Annotated in this window: 22 protein-coding genes and 2 tRNA genes; all 24 read right to left on the reverse strand. The window is 46.3% G+C overall.

All coding sequences use genetic code 11. The features are described from left to right. Window positions 1-4 precede the first annotated feature (4 nt). The 24 genes from rplV to O3C43_00535 all read right to left on the reverse strand — a co-directional run bounded on the left by rplV (window position 5) and on the right by O3C43_00535 (window position 20,890). The gene (gene rplV, locus O3C43_00420; GenBank protein MDA1064942.1) at window positions 5-340 is read right to left on the reverse strand and encodes a 50S ribosomal protein L22; all 336 of its coding nucleotides are present in this window, start codon (window positions 338-340) and stop codon (window positions 5-7) included. A gap of 12 nt (window positions 341-352) precedes the next feature. Beyond that, window positions 353-694 carry a hypothetical protein gene (locus O3C43_00425; protein ID MDA1064943.1) on the reverse strand — a complete coding sequence of 114 codons (342 nt, stop codon included), beginning with the start codon at window positions 692-694 and terminating at the stop codon, window positions 353-355. A 7-nt stretch (window positions 695-701) separates the two neighbouring features. Continuing rightward, window positions 702-971, reverse strand: a complete 270-nt coding sequence (rpsS, locus tag O3C43_00430) for a 30S ribosomal protein S19 (GenBank protein MDA1064944.1) — start codon at window positions 969-971, stop codon at window positions 702-704. Between the two features lie 5 nt (window positions 972-976). Continuing rightward, entirely contained in the window at window positions 977-1,819 is an 843-nt protein-coding gene (gene rplB / locus O3C43_00435) for a 50S ribosomal protein L2 (GenBank protein ID MDA1064945.1), read from the reverse strand. Window positions 1,820-1,838: 19 nt separating this feature from the next. Then, the gene (gene rplW / locus O3C43_00440) at window positions 1,839-2,129 is read right to left on the reverse strand and encodes a 50S ribosomal protein L23 (protein MDA1064946.1); all 291 of its coding nucleotides are present in this window, start codon (window positions 2,127-2,129) and stop codon (window positions 1,839-1,841) included. Then, the gene (gene rplD / locus O3C43_00445; GenBank protein MDA1064947.1) at window positions 2,126-2,761 is read right to left on the reverse strand and encodes a 50S ribosomal protein L4; all 636 of its coding nucleotides are present in this window, start codon (window positions 2,759-2,761) and stop codon (window positions 2,126-2,128) included. The genes rplW and rplD overlap by 4 nt, the downstream gene beginning before the upstream one ends. 15 nt (window positions 2,762-2,776) lie before the next feature. Continuing rightward, complete coding sequence (rplC, locus tag O3C43_00450) at window positions 2,777-3,421, reverse strand: 50S ribosomal protein L3 (GenBank protein ID MDA1064948.1); 645 nt, start codon at window positions 3,419-3,421, stop codon at window positions 2,777-2,779. A 94-nt stretch (window positions 3,422-3,515) separates the two neighbouring features. After that, on the reverse strand, window positions 3,516-3,824 hold the full coding sequence (gene rpsJ / locus O3C43_00455; protein ID MDA1064949.1) for a 30S ribosomal protein S10: 309 nt from the start codon (window positions 3,822-3,824) through the stop codon (window positions 3,516-3,518). Window positions 3,825-3,836: 12 nt separating this feature from the next. Then, on the reverse strand, window positions 3,837-5,990 hold the full coding sequence (fusA, locus tag O3C43_00460; GenBank protein MDA1064950.1) for an elongation factor G: 2,154 nt from the start codon (window positions 5,988-5,990) through the stop codon (window positions 3,837-3,839). A 9-nt stretch (window positions 5,991-5,999) separates the two neighbouring features. After that, window positions 6,000-6,473 carry a 30S ribosomal protein S7 gene (rpsG, locus tag O3C43_00465; protein ID MDA1064951.1) on the reverse strand — a complete coding sequence of 158 codons (474 nt, stop codon included), beginning with the start codon at window positions 6,471-6,473 and terminating at the stop codon, window positions 6,000-6,002. An 8-nt stretch (window positions 6,474-6,481) separates the two neighbouring features. Next, the gene (gene rpsL / locus O3C43_00470) at window positions 6,482-6,859 is read right to left on the reverse strand and encodes a 30S ribosomal protein S12 (GenBank protein MDA1064952.1); all 378 of its coding nucleotides are present in this window, start codon (window positions 6,857-6,859) and stop codon (window positions 6,482-6,484) included. Window positions 6,860-7,094: 235 nt separating this feature from the next. After that, window positions 7,095-11,207 (reverse strand): DNA-directed RNA polymerase subunit beta', encoded by a 4,113-nt coding sequence (gene rpoC, locus O3C43_00475; protein ID MDA1064953.1) that lies wholly within the window; start codon window positions 11,205-11,207, stop codon window positions 7,095-7,097. 21 nt (window positions 11,208-11,228) lie between these two features. Continuing rightward, complete coding sequence (gene rpoB, locus O3C43_00480; protein ID MDA1064954.1) at window positions 11,229-14,999, reverse strand: DNA-directed RNA polymerase subunit beta; 3,771 nt, start codon at window positions 14,997-14,999, stop codon at window positions 11,229-11,231. A 139-nt stretch (window positions 15,000-15,138) separates the two neighbouring features. Further along, window positions 15,139-15,519 (reverse strand): 50S ribosomal protein L7/L12, encoded by a 381-nt coding sequence (gene rplL, locus O3C43_00485; protein MDA1064955.1) that lies wholly within the window; start codon window positions 15,517-15,519, stop codon window positions 15,139-15,141. 127 nt (window positions 15,520-15,646) lie between these two features. Continuing rightward, window positions 15,647-16,153, reverse strand: a complete 507-nt coding sequence (gene rplJ, locus O3C43_00490; protein MDA1064956.1) for a 50S ribosomal protein L10 — start codon at window positions 16,151-16,153, stop codon at window positions 15,647-15,649. An 11-nt stretch (window positions 16,154-16,164) separates the two neighbouring features. Then, on the reverse strand, window positions 16,165-16,857 hold the full coding sequence (rplA, locus tag O3C43_00495; protein ID MDA1064957.1) for a 50S ribosomal protein L1: 693 nt from the start codon (window positions 16,855-16,857) through the stop codon (window positions 16,165-16,167). A gap of 20 nt (window positions 16,858-16,877) precedes the next feature. After that, window positions 16,878-17,303, reverse strand: a complete 426-nt coding sequence (rplK, locus tag O3C43_00500; protein MDA1064958.1) for a 50S ribosomal protein L11 — start codon at window positions 17,301-17,303, stop codon at window positions 16,878-16,880. A gap of 6 nt (window positions 17,304-17,309) precedes the next feature. Next, window positions 17,310-17,894: a transcription termination/antitermination protein NusG gene (gene nusG, locus O3C43_00505; GenBank protein ID MDA1064959.1), complete on the reverse strand. Its 585-nt coding sequence runs from the start codon at window positions 17,892-17,894 to the stop codon at window positions 17,310-17,312. Then, window positions 17,895-18,101, reverse strand: a complete 207-nt coding sequence (secE, locus tag O3C43_00510; protein MDA1064960.1) for a preprotein translocase subunit SecE — start codon at window positions 18,099-18,101, stop codon at window positions 17,895-17,897. Between the two features lie 11 nt (window positions 18,102-18,112). Beyond that, window positions 18,113-18,188: transfer RNA gene (locus tag O3C43_00515), tRNA-Trp, on the reverse strand. 79 nt (window positions 18,189-18,267) lie between these two features. After that, complete coding sequence (gene tuf, locus O3C43_00520; protein MDA1064961.1) at window positions 18,268-19,458, reverse strand: elongation factor Tu; 1,191 nt, start codon at window positions 19,456-19,458, stop codon at window positions 18,268-18,270. A gap of 65 nt (window positions 19,459-19,523) precedes the next feature. Further along, window positions 19,524-19,599, reverse strand: a tRNA-Thr gene (locus tag O3C43_00525). A gap of 101 nt (window positions 19,600-19,700) precedes the next feature. Further along, a complete protein-coding gene (locus O3C43_00530; protein ID MDA1064962.1) occupies window positions 19,701-20,450 on the reverse strand; it encodes a hypothetical protein in 750 nt (249 codons plus the stop codon). Beyond that, a complete protein-coding gene (locus O3C43_00535) occupies window positions 20,447-20,890 on the reverse strand; it encodes a biopolymer transporter ExbD (GenBank protein ID MDA1064963.1) in 444 nt (147 codons plus the stop codon). Before O3C43_00535 ends, O3C43_00530 begins: the two co-directional genes overlap by 4 nt.

Consider the following 20,890-nt stretch of genomic DNA (forward strand, 5'->3'; position numbering starts at 1 on the left):
TAAATTATTTGTCGTCAGAAAGGATGATGCGAATGTGGCTCGTACGCTTAACGAAAGGTTTAGCAGAACCACGGGCACCAGCACGAAAACGTTTAAGGCTAGGGCCTTCCTCAATAACTGCTTTTTTAATGATAAGATCCTCGCCGGAAAGGTTGTTGTTATTTTCGGCGTTCGCTATAGCTGAATGCAGGGTCTTTGCCACTAGACGAGCCGACTTGCGTGGAATAAACTTTAACAGTTGTTCTGCTTCAGCGGCGCGACGACCTTGAATCTCGCGAATAACTTCGCGGGCCTTCTTAGGTGATACCCGAACGTATTTTGTGAGTGCCTGGACTTCCATGATTACTTCGTTTTAAAGAGTTTGTACTTTGATTTTTGCCCGATCTCCAATTGCTAGAGATTCATGGGGACTAATTTGCGTAATGAGTGCTGCGGAGCAGTCTTTGTCTGAGCGAGTTACCAACAACTCCCCAATTTTACGACCTTCGCGAAAGACGGATAAAAGCATGCCACGTTCAATGCCCTGTTGGAGGCCGCCGCTGATCGCGACGAGATCCGCCAATTCACCGGCTTCGATAGCAGCAACAAGTATTCCATTCTGGGAGCCGTGATTATCCGCATACAGGCTGGCAGAGCTTGCTCCGAAAACCAGAGAAGCAACTAACAGCGAGCGTATACAAATAATCAGATTCATCCTAAAATTATTTCTTGGTATGAGTTCCGTGACTCTTGAATGTGCGGGTTTGAGAAAATTCACCTAACTTGTGTCCCACCATATTCTCAGTTACGTATACCGGCAAAAATGCTTTGCCGTTGTGCACGTTGATTGTCAGGCCGACAAAGTCTGGAGTGATAGTAGAACGGCGTGACCAAGTATTAAGTGGTTTGCGTGAGTTAGCCTTTTGAGCGATCGCAACCTTATCCATCAACTTGGGATCTATGAAAAAACCTTTTTTTAGTGAACGAGCCATGTGAATTAACGCTTAAACTTTTTACCGTTACGATTAACGAGAATGAATTTGTTGGTCGTCTTCGACTTACGACGTGTGGGGAAGCCCTTAGACAATTGACCCCACGGTGAAGTGGGATGTCCACCACCAGAGGTACGACCCTCACCACCACCCATAGGGTGATCGACAGGGTTCATCGCAACACCGCGAACACGAGGACGTTTTCCTAACCAGCGAGACCGACCTGCTTTACCGATTGTGCGACTTTGGTGTTGGTGGTTACCAACTTCTCCAATCGTGGCGCGGCACTTCAGATTCACCAAACGAATTTCTCCACTTGGCATTTTAACAGTCGCATAACCTCCATCAAGGCCCATCAACTGAGCAGCAGTTCCAGCAGCGCGAGCAACTTGTCCTCCCTTTCCGGGAATAAGCTCAATGTTGTGAATCTTGGTTGAGGGCGGAATATTGGAAAGAACTAATGAGTTGCCTGGATTGATCTCACTTGAAGTTTCAGAAGCAACAATACTGTCACCGATCTCTAGACCACGTGGGGCTATAATGTAGCGTTTTTCTCCATCCGCATACGCGAGCAATGCAAGATTGGCCGAACGATTTGGATCATACTGAATGTCCTGGATCTTCGCCGGGATATCCAACTTCTCTCTACGGAAATCAATGATACGAATGTGGCGTTTATGTCCTCCGCCTCTTCGGCGAGTGGTAATACGACCATAAGCATTACGTCCACTAGACCGCTTCTTGTGAATGGTCAGTCCACGCTCTGGGCGGGCTTTCGACAGTTCCACTTTGTTCTGCTTATAAAATCTCTGACTAGGAGTTATGGGTCTTTTTTCTACGAGTGCCATTTTGAAAGTTCGGTGTGTGTTATACTATTTCGATGGTGTCGCCGTCCTTCAAAGACACGATGGCCCTTTTGACAGATGCAGTCTGGCCGAATTTGCCACGACGTTTACGATCACTCTTTCTCTTACCTTTACGGTTAAGAATATTAACGCGAGTTACAGTCACATTGAATGTCTTTTCAACAGCATGCTTAACAGAGATCCTGTCGGCTTCTGGAAAGACTTCGAAAGTATACTGTCCAAGATTGGAAGACAGGATATTCGATTTCTCCGTGATACTAAATTCTTTCAATACTTGATACGCAGGTTTCATGAATTGTCGGCCTCCATCCGTTGCATGAGGGTGGCGATTGCTGCTTCAGTTATAACAATAGTGCTATAAAGTGAAAGTTGCAGTGTGTTGAGATAGGCAGCATCTTCAGTGTCCAACCCGGCGATATTGCGTGAAGCAAAAACCACTTCGTCTTGAAACCCGCTGTCTACGATGAGAATGGATCCGCGCGTTGGAACAACCTGCTTGATCACATCCACAAATAGCTTGGTCTTTGGCTCAGCAATTTTGAACTCTTTAATGACAACGAGAGATCCATCGACTGCCCGGTCGAAAAGTGCACGCTGGAAGGCAAGTGACTTAACCTTCTTGTTCACCTTTTTGGAATAGTCGCGTGGTTTAGGACCCATGGCAACACCACCACCAGAATGAAGGGGTGACCTGGAACTTCCCTGGCGAGCCATACCCGTGCCTTTTTGGCGGAAAGGTTTCTTACCTCCACCTCGAACCTCTGCGCGAGTTTTCGTGCTGGCGGTTCCGAAGCGCTTGTTCGCGCGAATGGCAATTATTACTTCCTTAATGGCTTGAACGCCTCTGTCTCCTTCGAATGAAGGGAAGGCAAATTCTTTATTACCGCTGGAAGATCCGTCTGATTTAAAAGTCTTCAGTTTCATGATTTAATGCTCCTGTTAGGCTCTCGCTGTGCGGGTTTTCTTTGAAGTACGGATAAGAACCTGAGAACCGTTGAACCCAGGAGTGCTTCCTTTAACAAGAATGAGGTTTTTGTCCTCATAAATCTTAACAACCTTCAAGTTTTGAACGGTCCGCTGCTTGTCACCCATATGACCAGGCATGATTTGCCCTTTAAACACATGGCCAGGATCTTGACACAGACCGATGGAACCAATCCGGCGATGGAACATAGATCCATGAGAGGCAGGACCACCTTTAACGTTCCAACGTTTTACTACGCCTTGGAAGCCACGGCCCTTAGTAGTTCCAACCACATCGACTTTAGCTCCTTCGACAAATCCAGATACTGTTAAAGTGTCTCCAACTTTTACCTCTGGTACTGAAGTGCAGCGAATTTCTCTCAATTGAGAAAGTCCTTCCAGCGAAGCCTTGGACAAGTGGCCGATTTGACCAGCAGTCATGTTTTTGGTCTTCTTGCGGATGTAACCGATCTGGACGGCATTGTAGCCATCGGTTTCCTCAGTCTTGACCTGAGTTACCGGACAGGGTCCGGCCTCGAAGACGGTGACAGGAACTAGACAATTTTCGGCGTCATAGACCTGGGTCATACCAACTTTTTTTGCAATCAGTGTATGTAGCATTTTACTAAGCGGTAGGCTGAGCCGAAGCTCACTTTTAAGTAGTCCTACGTTGAGTTATATGAAATTAAATTAGTTCGGTGGGTTGATTTAAAAATTAAACGTTAATAGAGATGTCCACCCCAGAAGGGAGGTTCAGTTTCTTCAATTCATCTACCGTTTGAGCAGTTGGCTCAATAATGTCGATCAAGCGCTTGTGCGTACGGATCTCAAATTGCTCCATCGATTTTTTGTTTACGTGAGGAGAGCGGTTCACGGAGAACTTCTCGATGTGAACGGGCAAAGGAACAGGGCCAGAAACTCGGGCTCCGGAGCGCTTTGCAGTCTCCACAATATCCTGGGCGGATGAATCAATTACTCGGTAATCGAAGCCCTTTAGTCTGATACGTATTTTTTGTGTGGACATGTTGATTTAAAATTAAGTGCGAACTGGTTCGCGATAAATAGAATTTGTAAGTGCCTCGAGCAGGCTATTAGGAACTTCCTCGAAATGTGAGGGCTCCATAGAGTAATTGGCTCTTCCTTTGGATAGCGAACGAACGTCCGTAGCATATCCAAACATCGCCTCTAATGGTACCATGGATGTAATAATGCAAGCATTCGTTTTACTTTCCATATTTTGGATGCGACCACGGCGGCGATTCAAGTCTCCCATAACTTCACCCTGATAATCCTCGGGCGTTGTTACTTCCACTTTCATGATGGGTTCCAAAAGGATAGGTCCAGCATTCTTCATCGCATCTTTAAAGGCAAAGATACCAGCCATTTTAAAGGCCATTTCAGAAGAATCCACCTCGTGAAAAGAACCATCGACGAGGCGTGCTTTAAAATCAATTACGGGATAAGCAGCAATGACACCATTCCTGGCGGCTTCAATAATTCCATCCAATGTTGGTTTGATAAATTCTTTGGGAATAGTACCGCCAACCACATCCGAAACTACTTGGATTCCTGCTCCAGGCTTGTTCGGTTCGATCTTTATAATAGCGTGTCCGTATTGACCACGACCACCCGATTGGCGGATAAACTTACCTTCGCCGGTGGCAGACTTCGACACAGTCTCGCGGTAGGCTATTTCTGGTTTTCCAGCTCTAGCCTGCACTTTGAATTCGCGGAAAAGCCGGTCGCTAATAATTTCCAGATGAAGCTCGCCCATACCAGCGATAATCGTTTGCCCTGTTTCCTCGTTAGAAGAAACGCGGAAGGTAGGATCTTCATCTGACAGACGTCCTAACGCCAGGGACATCTTTTCTTGATCGGCCGTTGTCTTGGGCTCGATTGACATCGAGATGACGGGCTCGGGAAATGTAGGGGGTTCAAGCGATACGTCCAAGGATTTATCGCAAACGGTATCTCCGGTCCAAACATTCTTCACGCCCACAATAGCACAGATATCACCGGAGTATGCCACGTTGATATCCTCGCGATCATCCGCTTTCATAATTAAAAGACGGCTCACGCGTTCCATTTTACGGGTGCGCGGATTGAAAACTTGAGAACCCTTGGCTAGCTTACCTGAGTAAACACGACAGAAAACCAGTTTACCAACAAATGGATCTGTCCAGAGTTTGAATACCAGGCCGACAAACTTTCCATTATCATTAGGACCTACTTCGACGGCTTCTTCCGAGGAGTTGTGTCCGACCATGGGAGGGAGATCGAGCGGTGAAGGCAGGTAATTAATAACCGCATCTAAAAGTCGTTGGACCCCTTTGTTTTTAAAGGCAGATCCCGGGATAACCCCCATAAAGTTGATGGTGGTTGTCGCTTTTCTTATGGCGATCTTAATTTCCGATTCGGACAGCTCGGTGCCGTTTAAATATTTCTCTGCGACCACATCGTCGAAATCAGATAGCGCCTCCAACAATGCTTCGCGATAACTTTCAGCTTGCTGCTTCAAATCCGCCGGGATTTCACGAACGTCGAAACTCACTCCTAGAGAATCGGATTCATCAAAGTAGATGGCGTTCATCGACACCAAATCGATCATTCCTACAAAATTCTCTTCTGCACCAATGGGAAGGTAAAGAGCATGGGCATTTGCACCAAGCTTTGTGCGCATTTCTTCAATTACGCTAAAAAAGTCTGCTCCGGTTCGGTCCATCTTGTTGACGAACGCGATTCGAGGAACCGCATATTTATCAGCTTGGCGCCACACAGTCTCCGATTGAGGTTGAACCCCTCCAACGGCACAAAATACGGCAATTGCGCCATCCAGAACTCGGAGAGAACGCTCCACTTCAGCAGTAAAGTCAACATGCCCGGGAGTATCGATGATATTAATTCTATGCTCCAATTCAGAATAGGGACCGCTCTTGGCAGACCACACGCAAGAGATTGCAGCAGAGGTTATGGTAATACCACGCTCGCGCTCTTGCACCATCCAGTCAGTAACAGCCGTGCCTTCGTGAACTTCACCGATCTTATGAACGACTCCGGTATAATATAGTATGCGTTCGGTAGTAGTAGTTTTACCGGCGTCAATATGGGCAGCTATGCCAATGTTCCGCGTACGCTCCAATGGGTATTCGCGTTCGGGCGAATTCAAAGAAGATATGTCGGAATACCCCATAGCGAATCCTTACCAACGAAGGTGCGCGAACGCACGATTGGCTTGCGCCATACGGTGGGTGTCTTCGCGTTTCTTAACAACAACTCCTGTGCTGTTATAGGCATCGACGATTTCAAGAGCAAGAGCTTCCGTTAGAGGAATTCCACGACGGTTCTGTGCGGCTGAGATCAACCAGCGGAAGGCTAGGCTTTGCTGACGCTCAAAAGATATTTCTACTGGTACTTGATAAGTAGCACCACCCACACGACGGCTTTTAACTTCAAGACGTGGGCGGATATTTTCCAAAGCTCCCAAAATAAGATCAACTGGATCACCCTTCTCAAGCTTTTCTGCTACGAGTTCAAAGGCTCCATAGACAATCTTTTGCGCAATGGATTTCTTTCCACAACGCATGACCATATTAGTAAGATTACTAACTAAAGTACTGTTGTAACGAGGATCGGGTGTTGGAACCCGTTTTACTGCTCTACGACGACGAGACATAATTCAAATTAAGATTTTTTTGGGCGTTTTACTCCGTATTTTGAACGACTACGGCGACGTTTATCGACGGCCAAGCAGTCAAGGGTACCTCGAACGATGTGATAACGCACTCCCGGTAAATCTTTTACCCGACCACCGCGTACCAACACAATACTGTGCTCCTGAAGATTGTGTCCTTCATCAGGAATATAGGCAATGACTTCGATGCCATTGGTTAGACGAACCTTCGCAACTTTGCGGATGGCTGAGTTCGGTTTTTTCGGCGTACGAGTCATTACCTGGATACAAACTCCACGACGAAATGGGTTCGAATCTAGTGCTGGCGATTTGGATTTCGCCTTAATGATATTCCGGCCTTTGCGGACTAACTGGTTAATGGTGGGCATTTCGTATCGTACAAATTTTGGGAAAAGAGGTGGAAAGTATCACCCCATAGTTGTTAATCAAGTATTAAATTGGTCTTTTCAGAATCGAATTTGGAATCATCGAAAACAGATGATTTCGAGTGTTTATCAGGCTTCGCGAGTGAATGAGATATGACGGTTTTTTGCTTTAAAAGCGATTGAGGCAGACCCGCTTAATGGGTCTGCCCCAATCGATAGAAATAGTTAGGGAAACACTTTAACCAACTTCTTCATCAGTATCCTCATCGCTTACAAATTCGTTTCCGAAAGTGTCAATTTTGAGATTCCGATAACGAGGCAGACCGGTTCCAGCAGGAATGAGGTGTCCCATAATTACGTTTTCCTTAAATCCGTTCAGTGTATCAACCTTTCCGAGTGTGGCAGAATCGGTCAGAACACGGGTGGTTTCTTGGAACGAGGCAGCAGAAATGAAACTTTCAGTTTCAATAGACGCTTTGGTGATACCAAGCAGGATTGGCTCCCCTTCGGCAGGTTTTCCACCAGCTTCTATGATTGCTTCATTTTCACGCATGAAGGTTTTCCGTTCAATCTGTTCTGCCCAGAAGAATTCGGTATCACCAGGATCTGAGATGCGAACTTTTCTAAGCATTTGAGAAATGATGACCTCAATGTGCTTATCGTTAATCGTCACACCCTGCATACGATATACTTTCTGAATTTCAGAAAGTAGAAACTCCTGCAACGCAGTTGGTCCCAAAATATCAAGGATTTCGTGTGGATCAGCTGAGCCCTCGGTGAGGTGCTGGCCTTTATAAACCAAGTCACCAACCTGAACGATAATGTGCTTTCCGTGTGCGATAAGATGCTCTTCCTGATTACCAGACTCTTCGTCAGTAACAACCAGACGCTTTTTACCGCGCACACTGGTACCGAAAGATACGATTCCATCGATCTTGGCCATTTCAGTCGCTTCCTTAGGACGACGAGCTTCAAAAAGCTCGGCTACCCGTGGAAGACCACCAGTAATATCCATCGTCTTGGAGGCCTGACGTGGTGTTTTGGCGATCAGCGTTCCCGCAGTAATGGTATCACCTTCTCCAACGGATACCTGAGCACCAGTTGGGATGGCATAGGTAGCGATAGCCTTACCCTTCTCGTCTTGAATCTCAAGTTGTGGATTCAAATCTTCCTTGTGCTCGGTTATAACCACTCCGATTCGTCCAGATGACTCATCAAGTTCTTTTTTGATGGTCACTCCAGGAATCATGTCACGAAAGACAATCTTACCAGCCTTTTCAGAAAGAATTGGCACATTATGCGGATCCCATTGGGCTAAGGTAGTTCCAGCTGTAATTGGGGCTCCATCTTCCAGTTGGATAACTGCTCCAACAGGAATGGCGTATTTTTCCAACTCTTTGTCACTATTGTCCAAGATCTGGATAGATCCCGTTTTGTTCAGGACAACGTTGATACCTGGACCAACTTCAACAAGGCGAAGTCCTTTGAACTTAACCACGCCATCATTGCGAACTTGAATATCATTACTCTTGGACAAATTCGATGCGACGCCACCAATGTGGAACGTCCGCATGGTCAACTGAGTCCCGGGTTCGCCAATAGATTGAGCAGCAATAATTCCGACAGAAGATCCCATTTCCACCTTTTTATTGGTGGCGGGATTGATACCGTAACTTCGAGCGGTAATTCCATCAACTCCACGGCATGTCAGTGGTGAAAGTATTTTCACACGTTCAATACCAAGTTCTTCAATTCGGTTGCCCACAAGTTCAGAGACCATACCGGCTTCTTCAACCAGAACTTCATCTGGATTCAATGGATTGCGAACTTCCTGTGCCACACAGCGACCAATGATGCGATCAGCCAATGGCACAATCTCCTCATCACCTTCACGGATGGCACGCTTCCAGATTCCTTCGCGGTGGCCATCATCATCTTCGGCGATGATCACATCCATGGCAACATCACAAAGCTTACGGGTCAGGTAACCGGCATCAGCTGTTTTAAGAGCTGTATCCGCCAATCCTTTACGAGCACCATGCGTTGAAATAAAATATTCAAGAACAGAAAGACCTTCCTTAAAGGAAGAAAGAATCGGACGTTCGATAATTTCACCAGAAGGTTTGGCCATCAATCCACGCGTTCCGCATAACTGACGAACTTGCTGACGATTACCACGAGCTCCTGAATCCATCATCAAATAGACAGGATTCGCTTCCTTCTTACCGTAATTATGGTCGAGACCTTCGAAAGTTGCTTTTTGGATTTGGTCAGTGGCACCGGTCCAAATATCGATGATCTTATTGTAGCGCTCACCTTGAGTGATAATACCTTTACGGTACTGCTCCTCCACTTCGTCGATCTTTTTCCGGGAATCTGCAACGATCTGGCCTTTGCTTTCCGGGATAATCATATCGCTAAGACCCATGGAAATACCAGCGGTGGTTGCGACATCGAAGCCCAGCTCTTTAAGATCATCCAGTACTTCAATGGTCTTTTCCTTACCGGAAATGTTATAGGTGGAAAGAATGATATCGCCCAACTTTGACTTCGCGACCGGGAAGTTTATATACCCTAATTCATCGGGCCAGATCTGGTTGAACATTATACGCCCAACAGTGGTGCGAATAAGCTTACGTTTGTTATTACCGTAATCCGTTTCTGGTCCTCCGTAGTCCGGGTTAACAAGATCAATCCAATCGTGCTTATTTAAAATACCGTCTGCTTCGGCCAAGAGAATTTCAGCGGCGTCGGCGGCCACAGGAATTTGGACACCTTTAGCAGGTTGAGTGCGTGGTTCGAGCGTGATGTAGTATGATCCTAAAACAATGTCCTGCGAAGGAGTAAGAGCAGGTTTACCACTGGATGGCAGGAAGATATTATTAGTAGCAAGCATCAATAGCTTACATTCCATAATCGCTTCCAGGGAGAGAGGAACATGAACCGCCATTTGATCACCATCGAAATCTGCATTGTAGGCAGCACATACGAGTGGATGTACGCGAATAGCATCACCTTCAATAAGAACCGGTTCGAACGCTTGAATCGAAAGTCTATGCAAGGTCGGCGCACGATTAAGAAGCACAGGGTGACCATTGGTTACTTCTTCAAGAATATCCCAAACTTCGGGCGTACGTTTCTCGATCATCTTACGCGCTCCGCGAACGGTATGGACGAATCCTAGTTCTTTGAGGCGACGAATAATAAAAGGTTCGAAGAGCACCAAAGCCATCTTCTTAGGAAGACCACATTGGTTTAACTTCAGGTCAGGACCGATAACAATAACCGAACGGCCCGAGTAATCCACGCGTTTACCCAATAGATTTTGCCGGAATCGTCCTTGTTTTCCTTTGAGCATATCACTCAAAGATTTCAACGGCCTGTTGCCTGCTCCAGTTACAGGACGGCCATGACGACCGTTGTCGAACATCGCATCAACCGCTTCCTGCAACATGCGCTTTTCGTTATTGATAATAACGTCAGGCGTTTTGAGCTGCATCAGATTTTTCAAACGATTATTCCGATTGATAACCCGTCGGTACAAATCGTTAAGATCGGAAGTGGCAAAACGACCCCCTTCAAGAGGAACCAATGGACGCAAATCAGGTGGAATGACTGGAAGAACCTCCAATACCATCCACTCGGGACGAGTTTCACTGGTTAAGAAACCTTGAATCAACTTCAACCGTTTCGAGATCTTCTTTTTGATTTGCTTGGAGCGCGTGTTTTGCATCGCTTCATGCAATTCTTCGATCATGGGTTCCAATTGTGCATTCGACAATACATCCCGAATCGCCTCTGCCCCCATTTTTGCGGTAAAGGCGTCTTCACCGTATTCATCGATGGCTTTTTGGTAATCGGACTCGGTAAGTAGCTGCTTCTCCTCGAGAGGAGTTTTACCTGCTTCCGTTACCATGTAATTCTCATAATAGATAACCCGCTCAAGATTACGTGCGGTTAAATCGAGCATAAGCCCTATACGGCTCGGCATACTCTTAAGGAACCAAATATGGGAAACAGGTACAGCCAACTCAATATGCCCCATGCGTTCGCGGCGAACGCGAGACACGGTAACTTCCACACCACAACGGTCGCAAACTACACCCTTGTATTTGATGCGTTTGTACTTTCCGCATGCGCATTCGTAATCCCGAACGGGACCAAAGATGCGCTGACAGAAAAGACCGCCTGGTTCAGGCTTAAAGGTTCGGTAATTAATCGTCTCCGGATTCTTTACCTCTCCACGTGACCACGAGCGAATAACATCGGGTGACGCCAGTGTGATTTTAACTGAATCGAATGTATTTTCCCGGTCCATCCCGAGAACTTCTCTTGCTTCTTGTGTGCTCATTTTTTCGAAGTGGAGTAAAAGTTAAAGTCCTGCTTTGGCTTGATTTTCAAGGCGTATATCCAAGCAGAGGCTTTGCATCTCCTTGATTAATACATTGAACGATTGCGGTGTTCCCGCGCTGAGTGAGTTGTCACCCTTTACCAGATTTTCGTAAATCTTGGTTCGGCCTTGAACGTCATCAGACTTGACCGTCAGTAACTCTTGTAAGGTATAGGCGGCACCATATGCCTCGAGTGCCCATACTTCCATCTCACCAAAACGCTGACCACCATACTGGGCTTTACCACCCAAAGGCTGTTGTGTGATGAGTGAGTAAGGACCAACCGCACGAGCATGAATCTTACTGGCGACAAGGTGGTTGAGTTTCATCATATAGATGTGACCAACTACCACTTCCTGGTCGAGCGGTTCACCCGTACGGCCATTAAAGAGTTGGCTTTTACCATGCTCGGGAATCCCAGCTTTTCGACAGTAATCCCGGATACCTTCTTCATCGATACCGTCAAAGACCGGAGTAGCAATCGTGATACCTAGCTTATGACAAGCGTAACCCAAATGGGTTTCCAACACCTGTCCTACGTTCATTCGCGAAGGAACACCTAGAGGATTCAAACAAATCTCAATGGGGGTTCCATCTGCAAGAAACGGCATGTCCTCCTCAGGAACGATCTTCGCGACAACCCCTTTATTTCCGTGGCGGCCGGCCATCTTATCACCCACTTGAAGCTTACGCTTGGTGGCGATATAAACCTTAACATGTTTGATCACTCCTGACTCTACTTCAGTTCCTGATTCAATGGTAGCGATCTTGCGTTCGCGTTCTTCTTCAAGCTCATCAAACTTCGCCTGAAAGGAACTGATGATCTCCATGATTTTGATGCGAACGGGAGAAGGATCAATTTCAACGTACTTGGCAACCGACGCGAGGCGACGAAGCAGGGTCTTTGTGATCTTCCGATTGGCCGGGATGATGATTTCATTCGTCTCACCGTTAACTACATCCAGAGGAATTTTTTCACCAAGAAGAATGTTGGAAAGGGCCTCGGTGAGGCTCTCTTTCAACTTGTCAGCTTCATTCCGGTATTCTTCGTTTATCTGTTTGGTTTGGCGACGGCGATCTGAAGGACTAAGTTTCTCCTGGTCTCCATCAATACGAGTCGACACTTTCACATCCATTACAATACCGGTAACACCGGAAGGAACGACGAGAGATGTGTCTTTTACGTCAGCAGCCTTTTCACCGAAAATGGCTCGGAGCAGTTTTTCTTCAGGAGCAAGTTCCGTTTCGCTTTTCGGAGTAATCTTTCCTACAAGAATGTCCCCGGACTTAACTTCAGCACCTACGCGGATAACGCCATCATGGTTCAAGTTTTTCAAAGCCTGTTCACCTACGTTAGGGATATCACGAGTTATTTCTTCAGGGCCAAGCTTGGTGTCGCGAGCAGTTACTTCTTTTTCTTCAATGTGAATCGAAGTGAAAATATCTTCTTTCAGGACTTTTTCACTGATCAGAATCGCATCCTCAAAGTTGTAACCATGCCAGGGCATGAAAGCGACCAGAACATTACGACCCAGGGCCAGCTCGCCATTATCGGTGCAAGCGCCATCGGCGATCACATCACCTGTTTTGAGCTTTTGACCTTTTTTAACGATGGGCTTTTGATTGAAACAAGTTCCCGCGTTCGAACGCATGAATTTGCGCAATTCGTAAACATTGAGTCCTTTCTTCGGATCGCTGACCGGACTGCGTGAGAACTTGATAGGTAATTCGCCATCAAGTGTTGTAATCACGCGGCGAGAATCAACTGAAGCTACGATGCCATCGTGCTCAGCGAGACCTACGGTTTTGGAATCCTGTGCAACCTTGGCTTCAATTCCAGTTCCCACGTATGGAGCTTGGGTCCGAAGAAGAGGGACACCTTGGCGTTGCATGTTCGAACCCATCAATGCGCGATTGGCATCATCGTGTTCGAGGAAAGGAATAAGCCCGGCAGCGACAGACACCAACTGTTTTGGTGAAACATCCATATAATGAATCGACTCAGGGGCTGCCTCAAAGAAATTATCTCCCTGACGAGCGGTAACGGCCTCAGTAAAGTTGCCTTTGGCATCTATCACAGAATTAGCCTGCGCGATGATTAGTCCTTCTTCTTCGTCGGCGGTGACATAACGGACATCATCCGTCACTTTGCCGTTTTTAACGACGCGGTAAGGAGTTTCGATAAATCCAAACTCATTAATCCGTGAGAAGATACTCAGCGAATTGATTAGACCAATATTGGGTCCTTCAGGAGTCTCAATCGGACAGATTCGACCATAATGAGAAGGGTGCACGTCACGTACTTCGAAACCGGCACGCTCACGATTCAACCCCCCAGGTCCTAAGGCACTCAAACGGCGCTTGTGGGTTATCTCAGCCAATGGATTAATTTGGTCCATGAATTGAGAGAGCTGGCTTCGAGCAAAGAAATCGCGGATAACTGTGCTGAGTGCTTTCGGGTTGATCAACTTTTGTGGAGTGATCGAATCGACGCTTTGATCATAAAGAGTCATGCGCTCACGTACGAGGCGCTCGGTGCGGGCTAACCCAATACGACATTGGTTGGCCAAAAGCTCACCGACCGTACGAACGCGGCGACTACCTAAATGATCAATGTCATCAACAACGCCTTCGCCTCTTTTGAGTCTGATCAAGTAACGGGTTGCTTCGACGATATCCTCAACCATGACGATTCGCATTTCAAGATCGGTGCCGAGGGACAGTTTTTGGTTGATCTTGTAACGACCAACACGACCCAAATCATAACGTTTTGGATCTTGGAACAGGCGCTTCAACAGCGCTTTGGCATTTGAGGTCGTGGGTGGCTCACCAGGGCGAAGACGCTTATAGATTTCCTTAAGCGCTTCTTCTTCATTGCGCGTCGGGTCTTTCTTTATGGCACGTACGATTGCACCTTCATCTACCGAAGTATCGATGACGTGAATGTCTGAAACTTCAGATTCGTGAAACTGACGAATGATACTTTTGGTAAGTGGCTCGAATGCACGCGCAAGAACTACTCCCTGGTTAGCATCGATAATATCTTCAACCAAGGTATAGTGACTGACGCTATCCAGTTTGAGTGCTGCATCCAGGTCCAAATCCTGAATCTTATAAAATAGGTCCAGGATATCAACATCGGAACCATAGCCCATGGCTCTCAGTAAGGTGGTAATAAGGAATTTACGACGACGACGACGACGGTCCAGAAAAACGTAAAGTAAGTCGTTGTTGTCAAATTGGACTTCCAACCAGGTTCCGCGATCGGGAATGATACGAAACGAATGAAGTAGTTTGCCGCTCGTGTGAGGAGCGGTTTCAAATGCGATACCCGGTGAGCGGTGAAGTTGACTTACAACGACACGTTCAGCTCCATTGATGATGAAGGAACCTCTCTCGGTAATGTGTGGAATTTCTCCCATGTAGATCTCTTCATCCTTGATCTGCTCCTCTTCCCGGAGGCGAAGTTTGACGTAGAGAGAAATGGAATATGTTACACCTTCACGAATACATTCCATCTCGGTATATTTCGGACCTACAATATTGTAGGATACGTATTCCAACATCGACTTGCCGTCATAACTCTCAATCGGAAAGATTTCTTGGAAGACAGCTTCCAGCCCTGTAGGCTTGCGCTTGGATGGCGAACAGTCCTGCTGGGTGTATTCCTTGAAGGAATCGATTTGGTTCTGGATGAGGTTCGGGGCGGAAATAACCTCCTGAAGTTTTCCGAAGTTTATGCGATCAGACATTTTAAAACCGGGATGGCGATGAATTTGTAATTGGAAACAGCCCTTTGGGGGCAGAATTTAAGCAGAAAGAGACGGCAGACTTGGCTCTTCGGCCAAGTCTGATCCGTCTCTGGAAAGAAGTTTATTCAGGTAAATCAGATTATTTGATTTCGACTTTGGCGCCTACAGCTTCGAGCTTCTTTTTAACTTCGTCAGCTTCGTCCTTGGAAACACCTTCCTTGACAGGTTTCGGAGCACCTTCAACGAGGTCTTTGGCTTCTTTAAGGCCAAGTCCTGTGATTGCACGGACTTCCTTAATAGACGCAATTTTGTTTTCCCCAGCAGCAGCGAAGATTACAGTAAACTCGGTTTGTTCCTCGGCAGCTTCAGCGGCCGCAGCAGCAGGCGCCGCAGCAACAGCTACAGGAGCAGCAGCACTGACGCCCCATTTTTCTTCGAGGTCCTTTACGAGGGCTGCGATATCGATTACAGACTGGCCGGAAAGCCAATTGATTACTTGTTCTTTTGTTATGTCAGACATATGTAACTCCTTGTTGACTAGTGTTTCTGTTAGAAACGTTTAAGAGATATCTCCTAATCAACTGTTTGAATTAATGGTGGTTTAGTTATCCGGATAGAATCCGAAATTGTTTAAATAATGGTTTCCCTTATTTGTCAGCGTAAGCTTTCAAAACGTTGACCACACTGGTCGGAACGGCGTTGAGCACAGAAACCATTTGTGTGGCGGGCGTATTGAGTAATCCAAGAAGCTGCGCCTTGAGCACTTCAATAGTAGGCAGGTCAGCCAGAATATTCACGTCGCCTTCGGTTAGCGTCTGGTCACCGAGAACACCTACCTTAACTTCGTTTTTATTTTTGGATTTGCAAAATGTTCTTAAGGCTTTGGCAACTCCGGAAGGATCGTTCCCACCAACTACGATAGCGGTAGGTCCAGCCAACCAGTCAGCCAGATCCGGCATATTGCGGCCTTTGGTCGCAACGTTGAGGATGCTGTTTTTGACCACATGGAATTCCGCACCTTGCTCAGTAAGCTTGCCGCGCAATTCTTCGGTTTCTTCAACTGTGATCCGCTCAAAATTTGTCAGAAAAACGTAATCAGACTTGCTGAGGTGTGTTACAACTTCGTCTACAAGATATTTTTTTTCAGTTCTCATATCAGTTTCTACTATAACTCAATGTATTTTGCGGTATCGACTGATATTCCAGGACTCATGGTCGAGCAAACGGATACACTTAAAATGAATTTACCACGAAAGCCTGTTGGGCGAGCCTTCGCAACGGTTTTAATAACGGTTTCGATATTCTCTTTGATCTTGTCCGAATCAAATGAACGCTTGCCTACAGGAACACCCATATTGGCGGTTTTGTCCATCTTGTATTCTACACGACCGGCCTTCACTTCATTAATCGCCTTTGCGACATCGTCCGTTACGGTGCCAGATTTTGGATTCGGCATCAGACCTCTTGGACCAAGAACACGAGCAATAGAACGAACTTCCTTCATCGCTGCTGGAGTGGATACCGCAACATCGAAGTCCATCCAACCACCCTGTACCTTGGCGATCAGGTCCGCCAGTCCCGCAAAATCAGCACCTGCATCAAGTGCTGCTTGCTCATCTTCTGTAAAAACAGCAACGACGACTTTTTTACCGCTGCCATTAGGCAAAGAAACGGTGCCACGAATCATTTGATCACTTTGGCGGGGATCAACCCCAAGCCTGAATGACAGTTCGACGGTTTCGTCAAATTTTGCGGGAGGAAATCCCTGTAAGATTGTAATAGCTTCGTCGAGATCGTAGTCTTTAAGAGTATCTACCGATTCGGAAGCTTGAGTATAGCGTTTGCTCTGAATTGCCATGGTTGCGCTTCTAATTAAAATTATCCTTCAACTTCAATTCCCATACTACGAGCAGTCCCAGCTATTATCTTGATAGCGGCCTCGTCGTCATTGGCATTTAAGTCGTTCTTTTTAGTTTTAACGATTTCGAGAATTTGAGCACGGGTTACCTTGCCCACCTTTTCACGATTTGGCACCCCTGAACCTTTTGCCAGTCCAGCAGCCTTCTTCAAAAGAACAGCAGCTGGAGGAGACTTAAGTATGAAGGTGAAAGACCGGTCAGCGTATACTGTGATCACAACCGGGAAAATAGTTCCGGCCTGATCTTTGGTCTTTGCATTAAACTCTTTACAAAACCCCATAATGTTAACCCCAGCAGCACCTAAAGCAGGTCCAACTGGAGGTGCGGGATTAGCCGCACCGGCAGGGAGTTGTAAACGTATAGTTCCTGTTACTTTCTTAGCCATTTAGCTTTAATCAGTGTTTTTTTCCACCTGCCAGTATTCGAGTTCGACAGGTGTAAAGCGTCCGAAGATGGAAACTGAAACTTTCAGTTTTCCCCTATCCGGATCAATTTCGTCAATTTTTCCACTCAGGTTGAGGAAAGGACCATCAGTGATCTTCACCTCTTCTCCAATATCGTGAGATACCTTGGGCACTTCTTTGCCTTCAGCCTCTTGAACATGAGCAATAATCCGGTCAATCTCATGTTTTTTGAGGGCACTTGGTTTTTCACCGCCGACAAAACCGATGACTCCGGTAGCTCCTTTTATAAAATAGTAAGGTTTGTTGAGGAGAATTCCATTCTCGTCATAAAGCCGCATGTGCACAAACACATAGCCCGGATAGAGCTTACGTGTTTTGCTGGTCTTCTTTCCCTGTTTGACCTCGGAAACGGTTTCAGTTGGTAGGAGAACATCCAGGAGAAATTCCTCCATTTCTTCCTGCTTCCTGTACTTATCTAAATAAAGCTTAGCCTGATTCTCTTTATTGGAAAGAGTCTGCAGCACGTACCAGCTCGCTTTCACTTCAGTAGTATCTGTGGTTTCAGTATCCATTTAACCGCGCACCCAATCTGTGAAAAGATTTACAACTTGAAATAAAGAAAAGTCCGCAATCCCAATAAATGCACCGAGTAAAACTACGGCGACCAACACAACCACCGTAGATTCACGAAGCTCCCGCAGACTAGGCCATGAGGCCTTTTTCAACTCGGTTATCGTTTCACTCCAGAAGATTCTGATGCTGCGAAATGGATTTTTCATAATTTTAAAATTGGCAGGACAGGAGGGAATCGAACCCCCAACCGACGGTTTTGGAGACCGCAACTCTACCAATTGAGCTACTGTCCTATAAATACTTTACAAAATTAGACAGGTAAGCCGGGAATCCGTTTTTCGAATTCCCGGCCCAATTGAAAGGGTTAATAAATTACTCAATGATATCAGTGATACGACCGGCACCAATGGTGCGACCGCCTTCACGAATAGCGAAACGCTGGCCTTTTTCCATCGCGATAGCTTTGTTCAATTGAACATCAAGTCCAAGATTATCACCAGGCATTACCATTTCTACGCCATCAGGAAGCTTTACGTCTCCAGTAACATCGGTAGTGCGGAAATAGAACTGTGGGCGATAGCCATCGAAGAAAGGAGTGTGGCGTCCGCCTTCATCCTTACTGAGGACATAGATCTCGGCCTTACCCTTGGTGTGTGGTTTAATCGTTCCTGGTTTTGCAAGAACTTGTCCACGTTGAACAGATTCTTTGTCGATACCACGGAGAAGAATACCTACATTGTCACCCGCTTGACCTTGGTCGAGCAACTTGCGGAACATCTCCACACCAGTAACAACGGTAGATTGTGTATCCCTCAAACCAACAATCTCGATGGTTTCACCGACCTTGACGATCCCGCGGTCAATACGACCTGTAACAACCGTTCCACGTCCCGTGATAGAGAAAACGTCTTCGATAGACATCAAGAAGGGTTGATCGATATCGCGAGTAGGCTCAGGGATATCAGCGTCTACAGCATCCATAAGAGCTTGAATGGCTGCCAATCCTTCTGGTTTGCCCTCCATTGCTGCTGTGGCAGATCCGCGAATGATTGTTATGTTGTCGCCATCAAACTCATATTTGGAGAGAAGTTCACGAACTTCCATCTCAACAAGCTCCAGTAACTCTTCGTCATCGATCAGATCGACTTTGTTTAGAAATACGACAATGTTTGGAACACCCACCTGACGGGCGAGCAAAATGTGCTCACGAGTCTGAGGCATTGGTCCGTCAGCTGCGCTAACAACCAAAATAGCACCGTCCATTTGTGCTGCACCGGTGATCATGTTTTTTACGAAATCGGCGTGTCCTGGACAATCGACGTGAGCGTAGTGTCGGTTGTCCGACTCATACTCAACATGAGCAACGGCGATCGTTACGATTTTTGAAGCGTCACGCACAGTTCCTCCTTTTGCAATGTCTGCATAAGTCTTAGCTTGTGCTAGTCCCTTGCCAGACTGTACGCTTAGAATCGCCGTGGTCAGTGTCGTCTTACCGTGGTCAACGTGACCAATAGTGCCGATATTTACGTGCGGTTTAGTTCTTTCGAATGTTCCCTTAGCCATGGGTCAAGTGTTCGATAAAGGTTTGATGATTAGTTATATGGATTAATTTATGAATCTCTTTTGTATGGAGCCCTCGAGCGGATTTGAACCGCCGACCTCGTCCTTACCAAGGACGCGCTCTACCAACTGAGCTACAAGGGCGCACTATCTGTAATAGAATTGCGCTAAGAAAAGAGAGGCGGGAAAATGGCAAAAAGGAAAATGGGTCGTCAACCATTTTCTCGCCTTTTTTAATAACACCGTCAAAGCCCGATTCTCACATGCAAATATCCTGTCGTTCCCAGCAATATGGGATGCACGTCTTGCAGAATAAATTCCCTCACAAAATTATCGGTGTTTTCGTTGCCGCTGGGGTTAATTAATAACGGCTCACCAGCTAGTCCAAATTCGGTGAGTAAAACGGAAAATTCGACCGGGTTGAGAGGGAAATCAATCTCCATCATATCCTCAAATTCAATGAAGGTTCTAAGAACCTGCTGCCCCAGAACGGTTTTCGCTTCTATAAACAGACCTCTCTTCTTGGGCATGGGGTTCCCCTGTTGTTCGGCTCCAAACTCAGAAACGAAGTCTCGCGGCACCTTTTCCAGCAGTTGAAGAGGGGTGTTCAGGTCTCCAGAGATACTTGTTTCCATCATTAAAAGAGAGTCGTCCCAACGGATATCAGGATCGTAGACAGCAGAAAGAGCCACTTCAGGCTCCCAAACGCTCGCATCCATTTTGATCGGGCCAGAATAGTTGCGATTGGTAGGTAAAAATATGGGTTCTGAGTCAAAAAGATACGCACGTTGCTCCAGTTCATCATCCGCTCTAGGGATATCTTCGGGTTGAAATACCACAAAACTGGTTTGTGCTTCACGTGCAGGGGCTTCTTCGAGATCGAGCGAAAAGAGATAAAAAACACCCATATGAACTGAAACACCTACTAGTACGAATAAAAAGACCCAGCGTTTGAAACCTAGATCTTTCTGAGACGGTTTGGAAGTTTTGCTCACTCAAAAGTCGGAAGTTCGTTAATCTCTTTCTCACCGGCGACATGGACAGTAGAAAAACCTGCTTTCTTGGCTTCTCCGCAAATCTTAAAAAAGGTTTCGGTATTAATAACTGGATCCAATCGGATCAGTAGCGTCACATTCTTTTTCCCATTTAAATAAATCCGGGCTTTCTCCTCAAATTGGGAAAGCTTCAAATTTTGACCCTCAAAAAGAAGCATGTTATCGCGTTTCACGGTTAGAACAGCAGTGACTTCTATTCCCGTAACGAGGTTTTCACTAAGCTGCAGGTCAACCTTAACGCCAGATGGTAGAATAAATGGAGTACCGAAAATACCAAAAAATACCACGATGATTAATATATCAATGATCGGAACCACTTCCAGACTCGACTCAGATTTAGTCCGGATGAAACGCTCGAGATTTAGCGGCTGACTAAACAT

It is taken from the genome of Verrucomicrobiota bacterium (assembly GCA_027622555.1).
Taxonomy (GTDB): Bacteria; Verrucomicrobiota; Verrucomicrobiia; order Opitutales; family UBA2995; genus UBA2995.

Bases quoted from the DNA above. Each gene is read 5' to 3' on its own strand.
- rpoB (MDA1064954.1), bottom strand. From the start codon at position 14,999: ATGTCTGATCGCATAAACTTCGGAAAACTTCAGGAGGTTATTTCCGCC.
- rplC (MDA1064948.1), bottom strand. From the start codon at position 3,421: ATGCTACATACACTGATTGCAAAAAAAGTTGGTATGACCCAGGTCTAT.
- fusA (MDA1064950.1), bottom strand. From the start codon at position 5,990: ATGGGGTATTCCGACATATCTTCTTTGAATTCGCCCGAACGCGAATAC.
- secE (MDA1064960.1), bottom strand. From the start codon at position 18,101: ATGAAAAATCCATTTCGCAGCATCAGAATCTTCTGGAGTGAAACGATA.
- rpoC (MDA1064953.1), bottom strand. From the start codon at position 11,207: ATGAGCACACAAGAAGCAAGAGAAGTTCTCGGGATGGACCGGGAAAAT.
- rplK (MDA1064958.1), bottom strand. From the start codon at position 17,303: ATGGCTAAGAAAGTAACAGGAACTATACGTTTACAACTCCCTGCCGGT.
- rplB (MDA1064945.1), bottom strand. From the start codon at position 1,819: ATGGCACTCGTAGAAAAAAGACCCATAACTCCTAGTCAGAGATTTTAT.
- rplW (MDA1064946.1), bottom strand. From the start codon at position 2,129: ATGAAACCTGCGTATCAAGTATTGAAAGAATTTAGTATCACGGAGAAA.
- rplJ (MDA1064956.1), bottom strand. From the start codon at position 16,153: ATGAGAACTGAAAAAAAATATCTTGTAGACGAAGTTGTAACACACCTC.
- rplA (MDA1064957.1), bottom strand. From the start codon at position 16,857: ATGGCAATTCAGAGCAAACGCTATACTCAAGCTTCCGAATCGGTAGAT.
- rpsS (MDA1064944.1), bottom strand. From the start codon at position 971: ATGGCTCGTTCACTAAAAAAAGGTTTTTTCATAGATCCCAAGTTGATG.
- rplL (MDA1064955.1), bottom strand. From the start codon at position 15,519: ATGTCTGACATAACAAAAGAACAAGTAATCAATTGGCTTTCCGGCCAG.
- rplD (MDA1064947.1), bottom strand. From the start codon at position 2,761: ATGAAACTGAAGACTTTTAAATCAGACGGATCTTCCAGCGGTAATAAA.
- rpsG (MDA1064951.1), bottom strand. From the start codon at position 6,473: ATGTCTCGTCGTCGTAGAGCAGTAAAACGGGTTCCAACACCCGATCCT.
- O3C43_00535 (MDA1064963.1), bottom strand. From the start codon at position 20,890: ATGTTTAGTCAGCCGCTAAATCTCGAGCGTTTCATCCGGACTAAATCT.
- tuf (MDA1064961.1), bottom strand. From the start codon at position 19,458: ATGGCTAAGGGAACATTCGAAAGAACTAAACCGCACGTAAATATCGGC.
- O3C43_00425 (MDA1064943.1), bottom strand. From the start codon at position 694: ATGAATCTGATTATTTGTATACGCTCGCTGTTAGTTGCTTCTCTGGTT.
- nusG (MDA1064959.1), bottom strand. From the start codon at position 17,894: ATGGATACTGAAACCACAGATACTACTGAAGTGAAAGCGAGCTGGTAC.
- rplV (MDA1064942.1), bottom strand. From the start codon at position 340: ATGGAAGTCCAGGCACTCACAAAATACGTTCGGGTATCACCTAAGAAG.
- rpsJ (MDA1064949.1), bottom strand. From the start codon at position 3,824: ATGTCCACACAAAAAATACGTATCAGACTAAAGGGCTTCGATTACCGA.
- rpsL (MDA1064952.1), bottom strand. From the start codon at position 6,859: ATGCCCACCATTAACCAGTTAGTCCGCAAAGGCCGGAATATCATTAAG.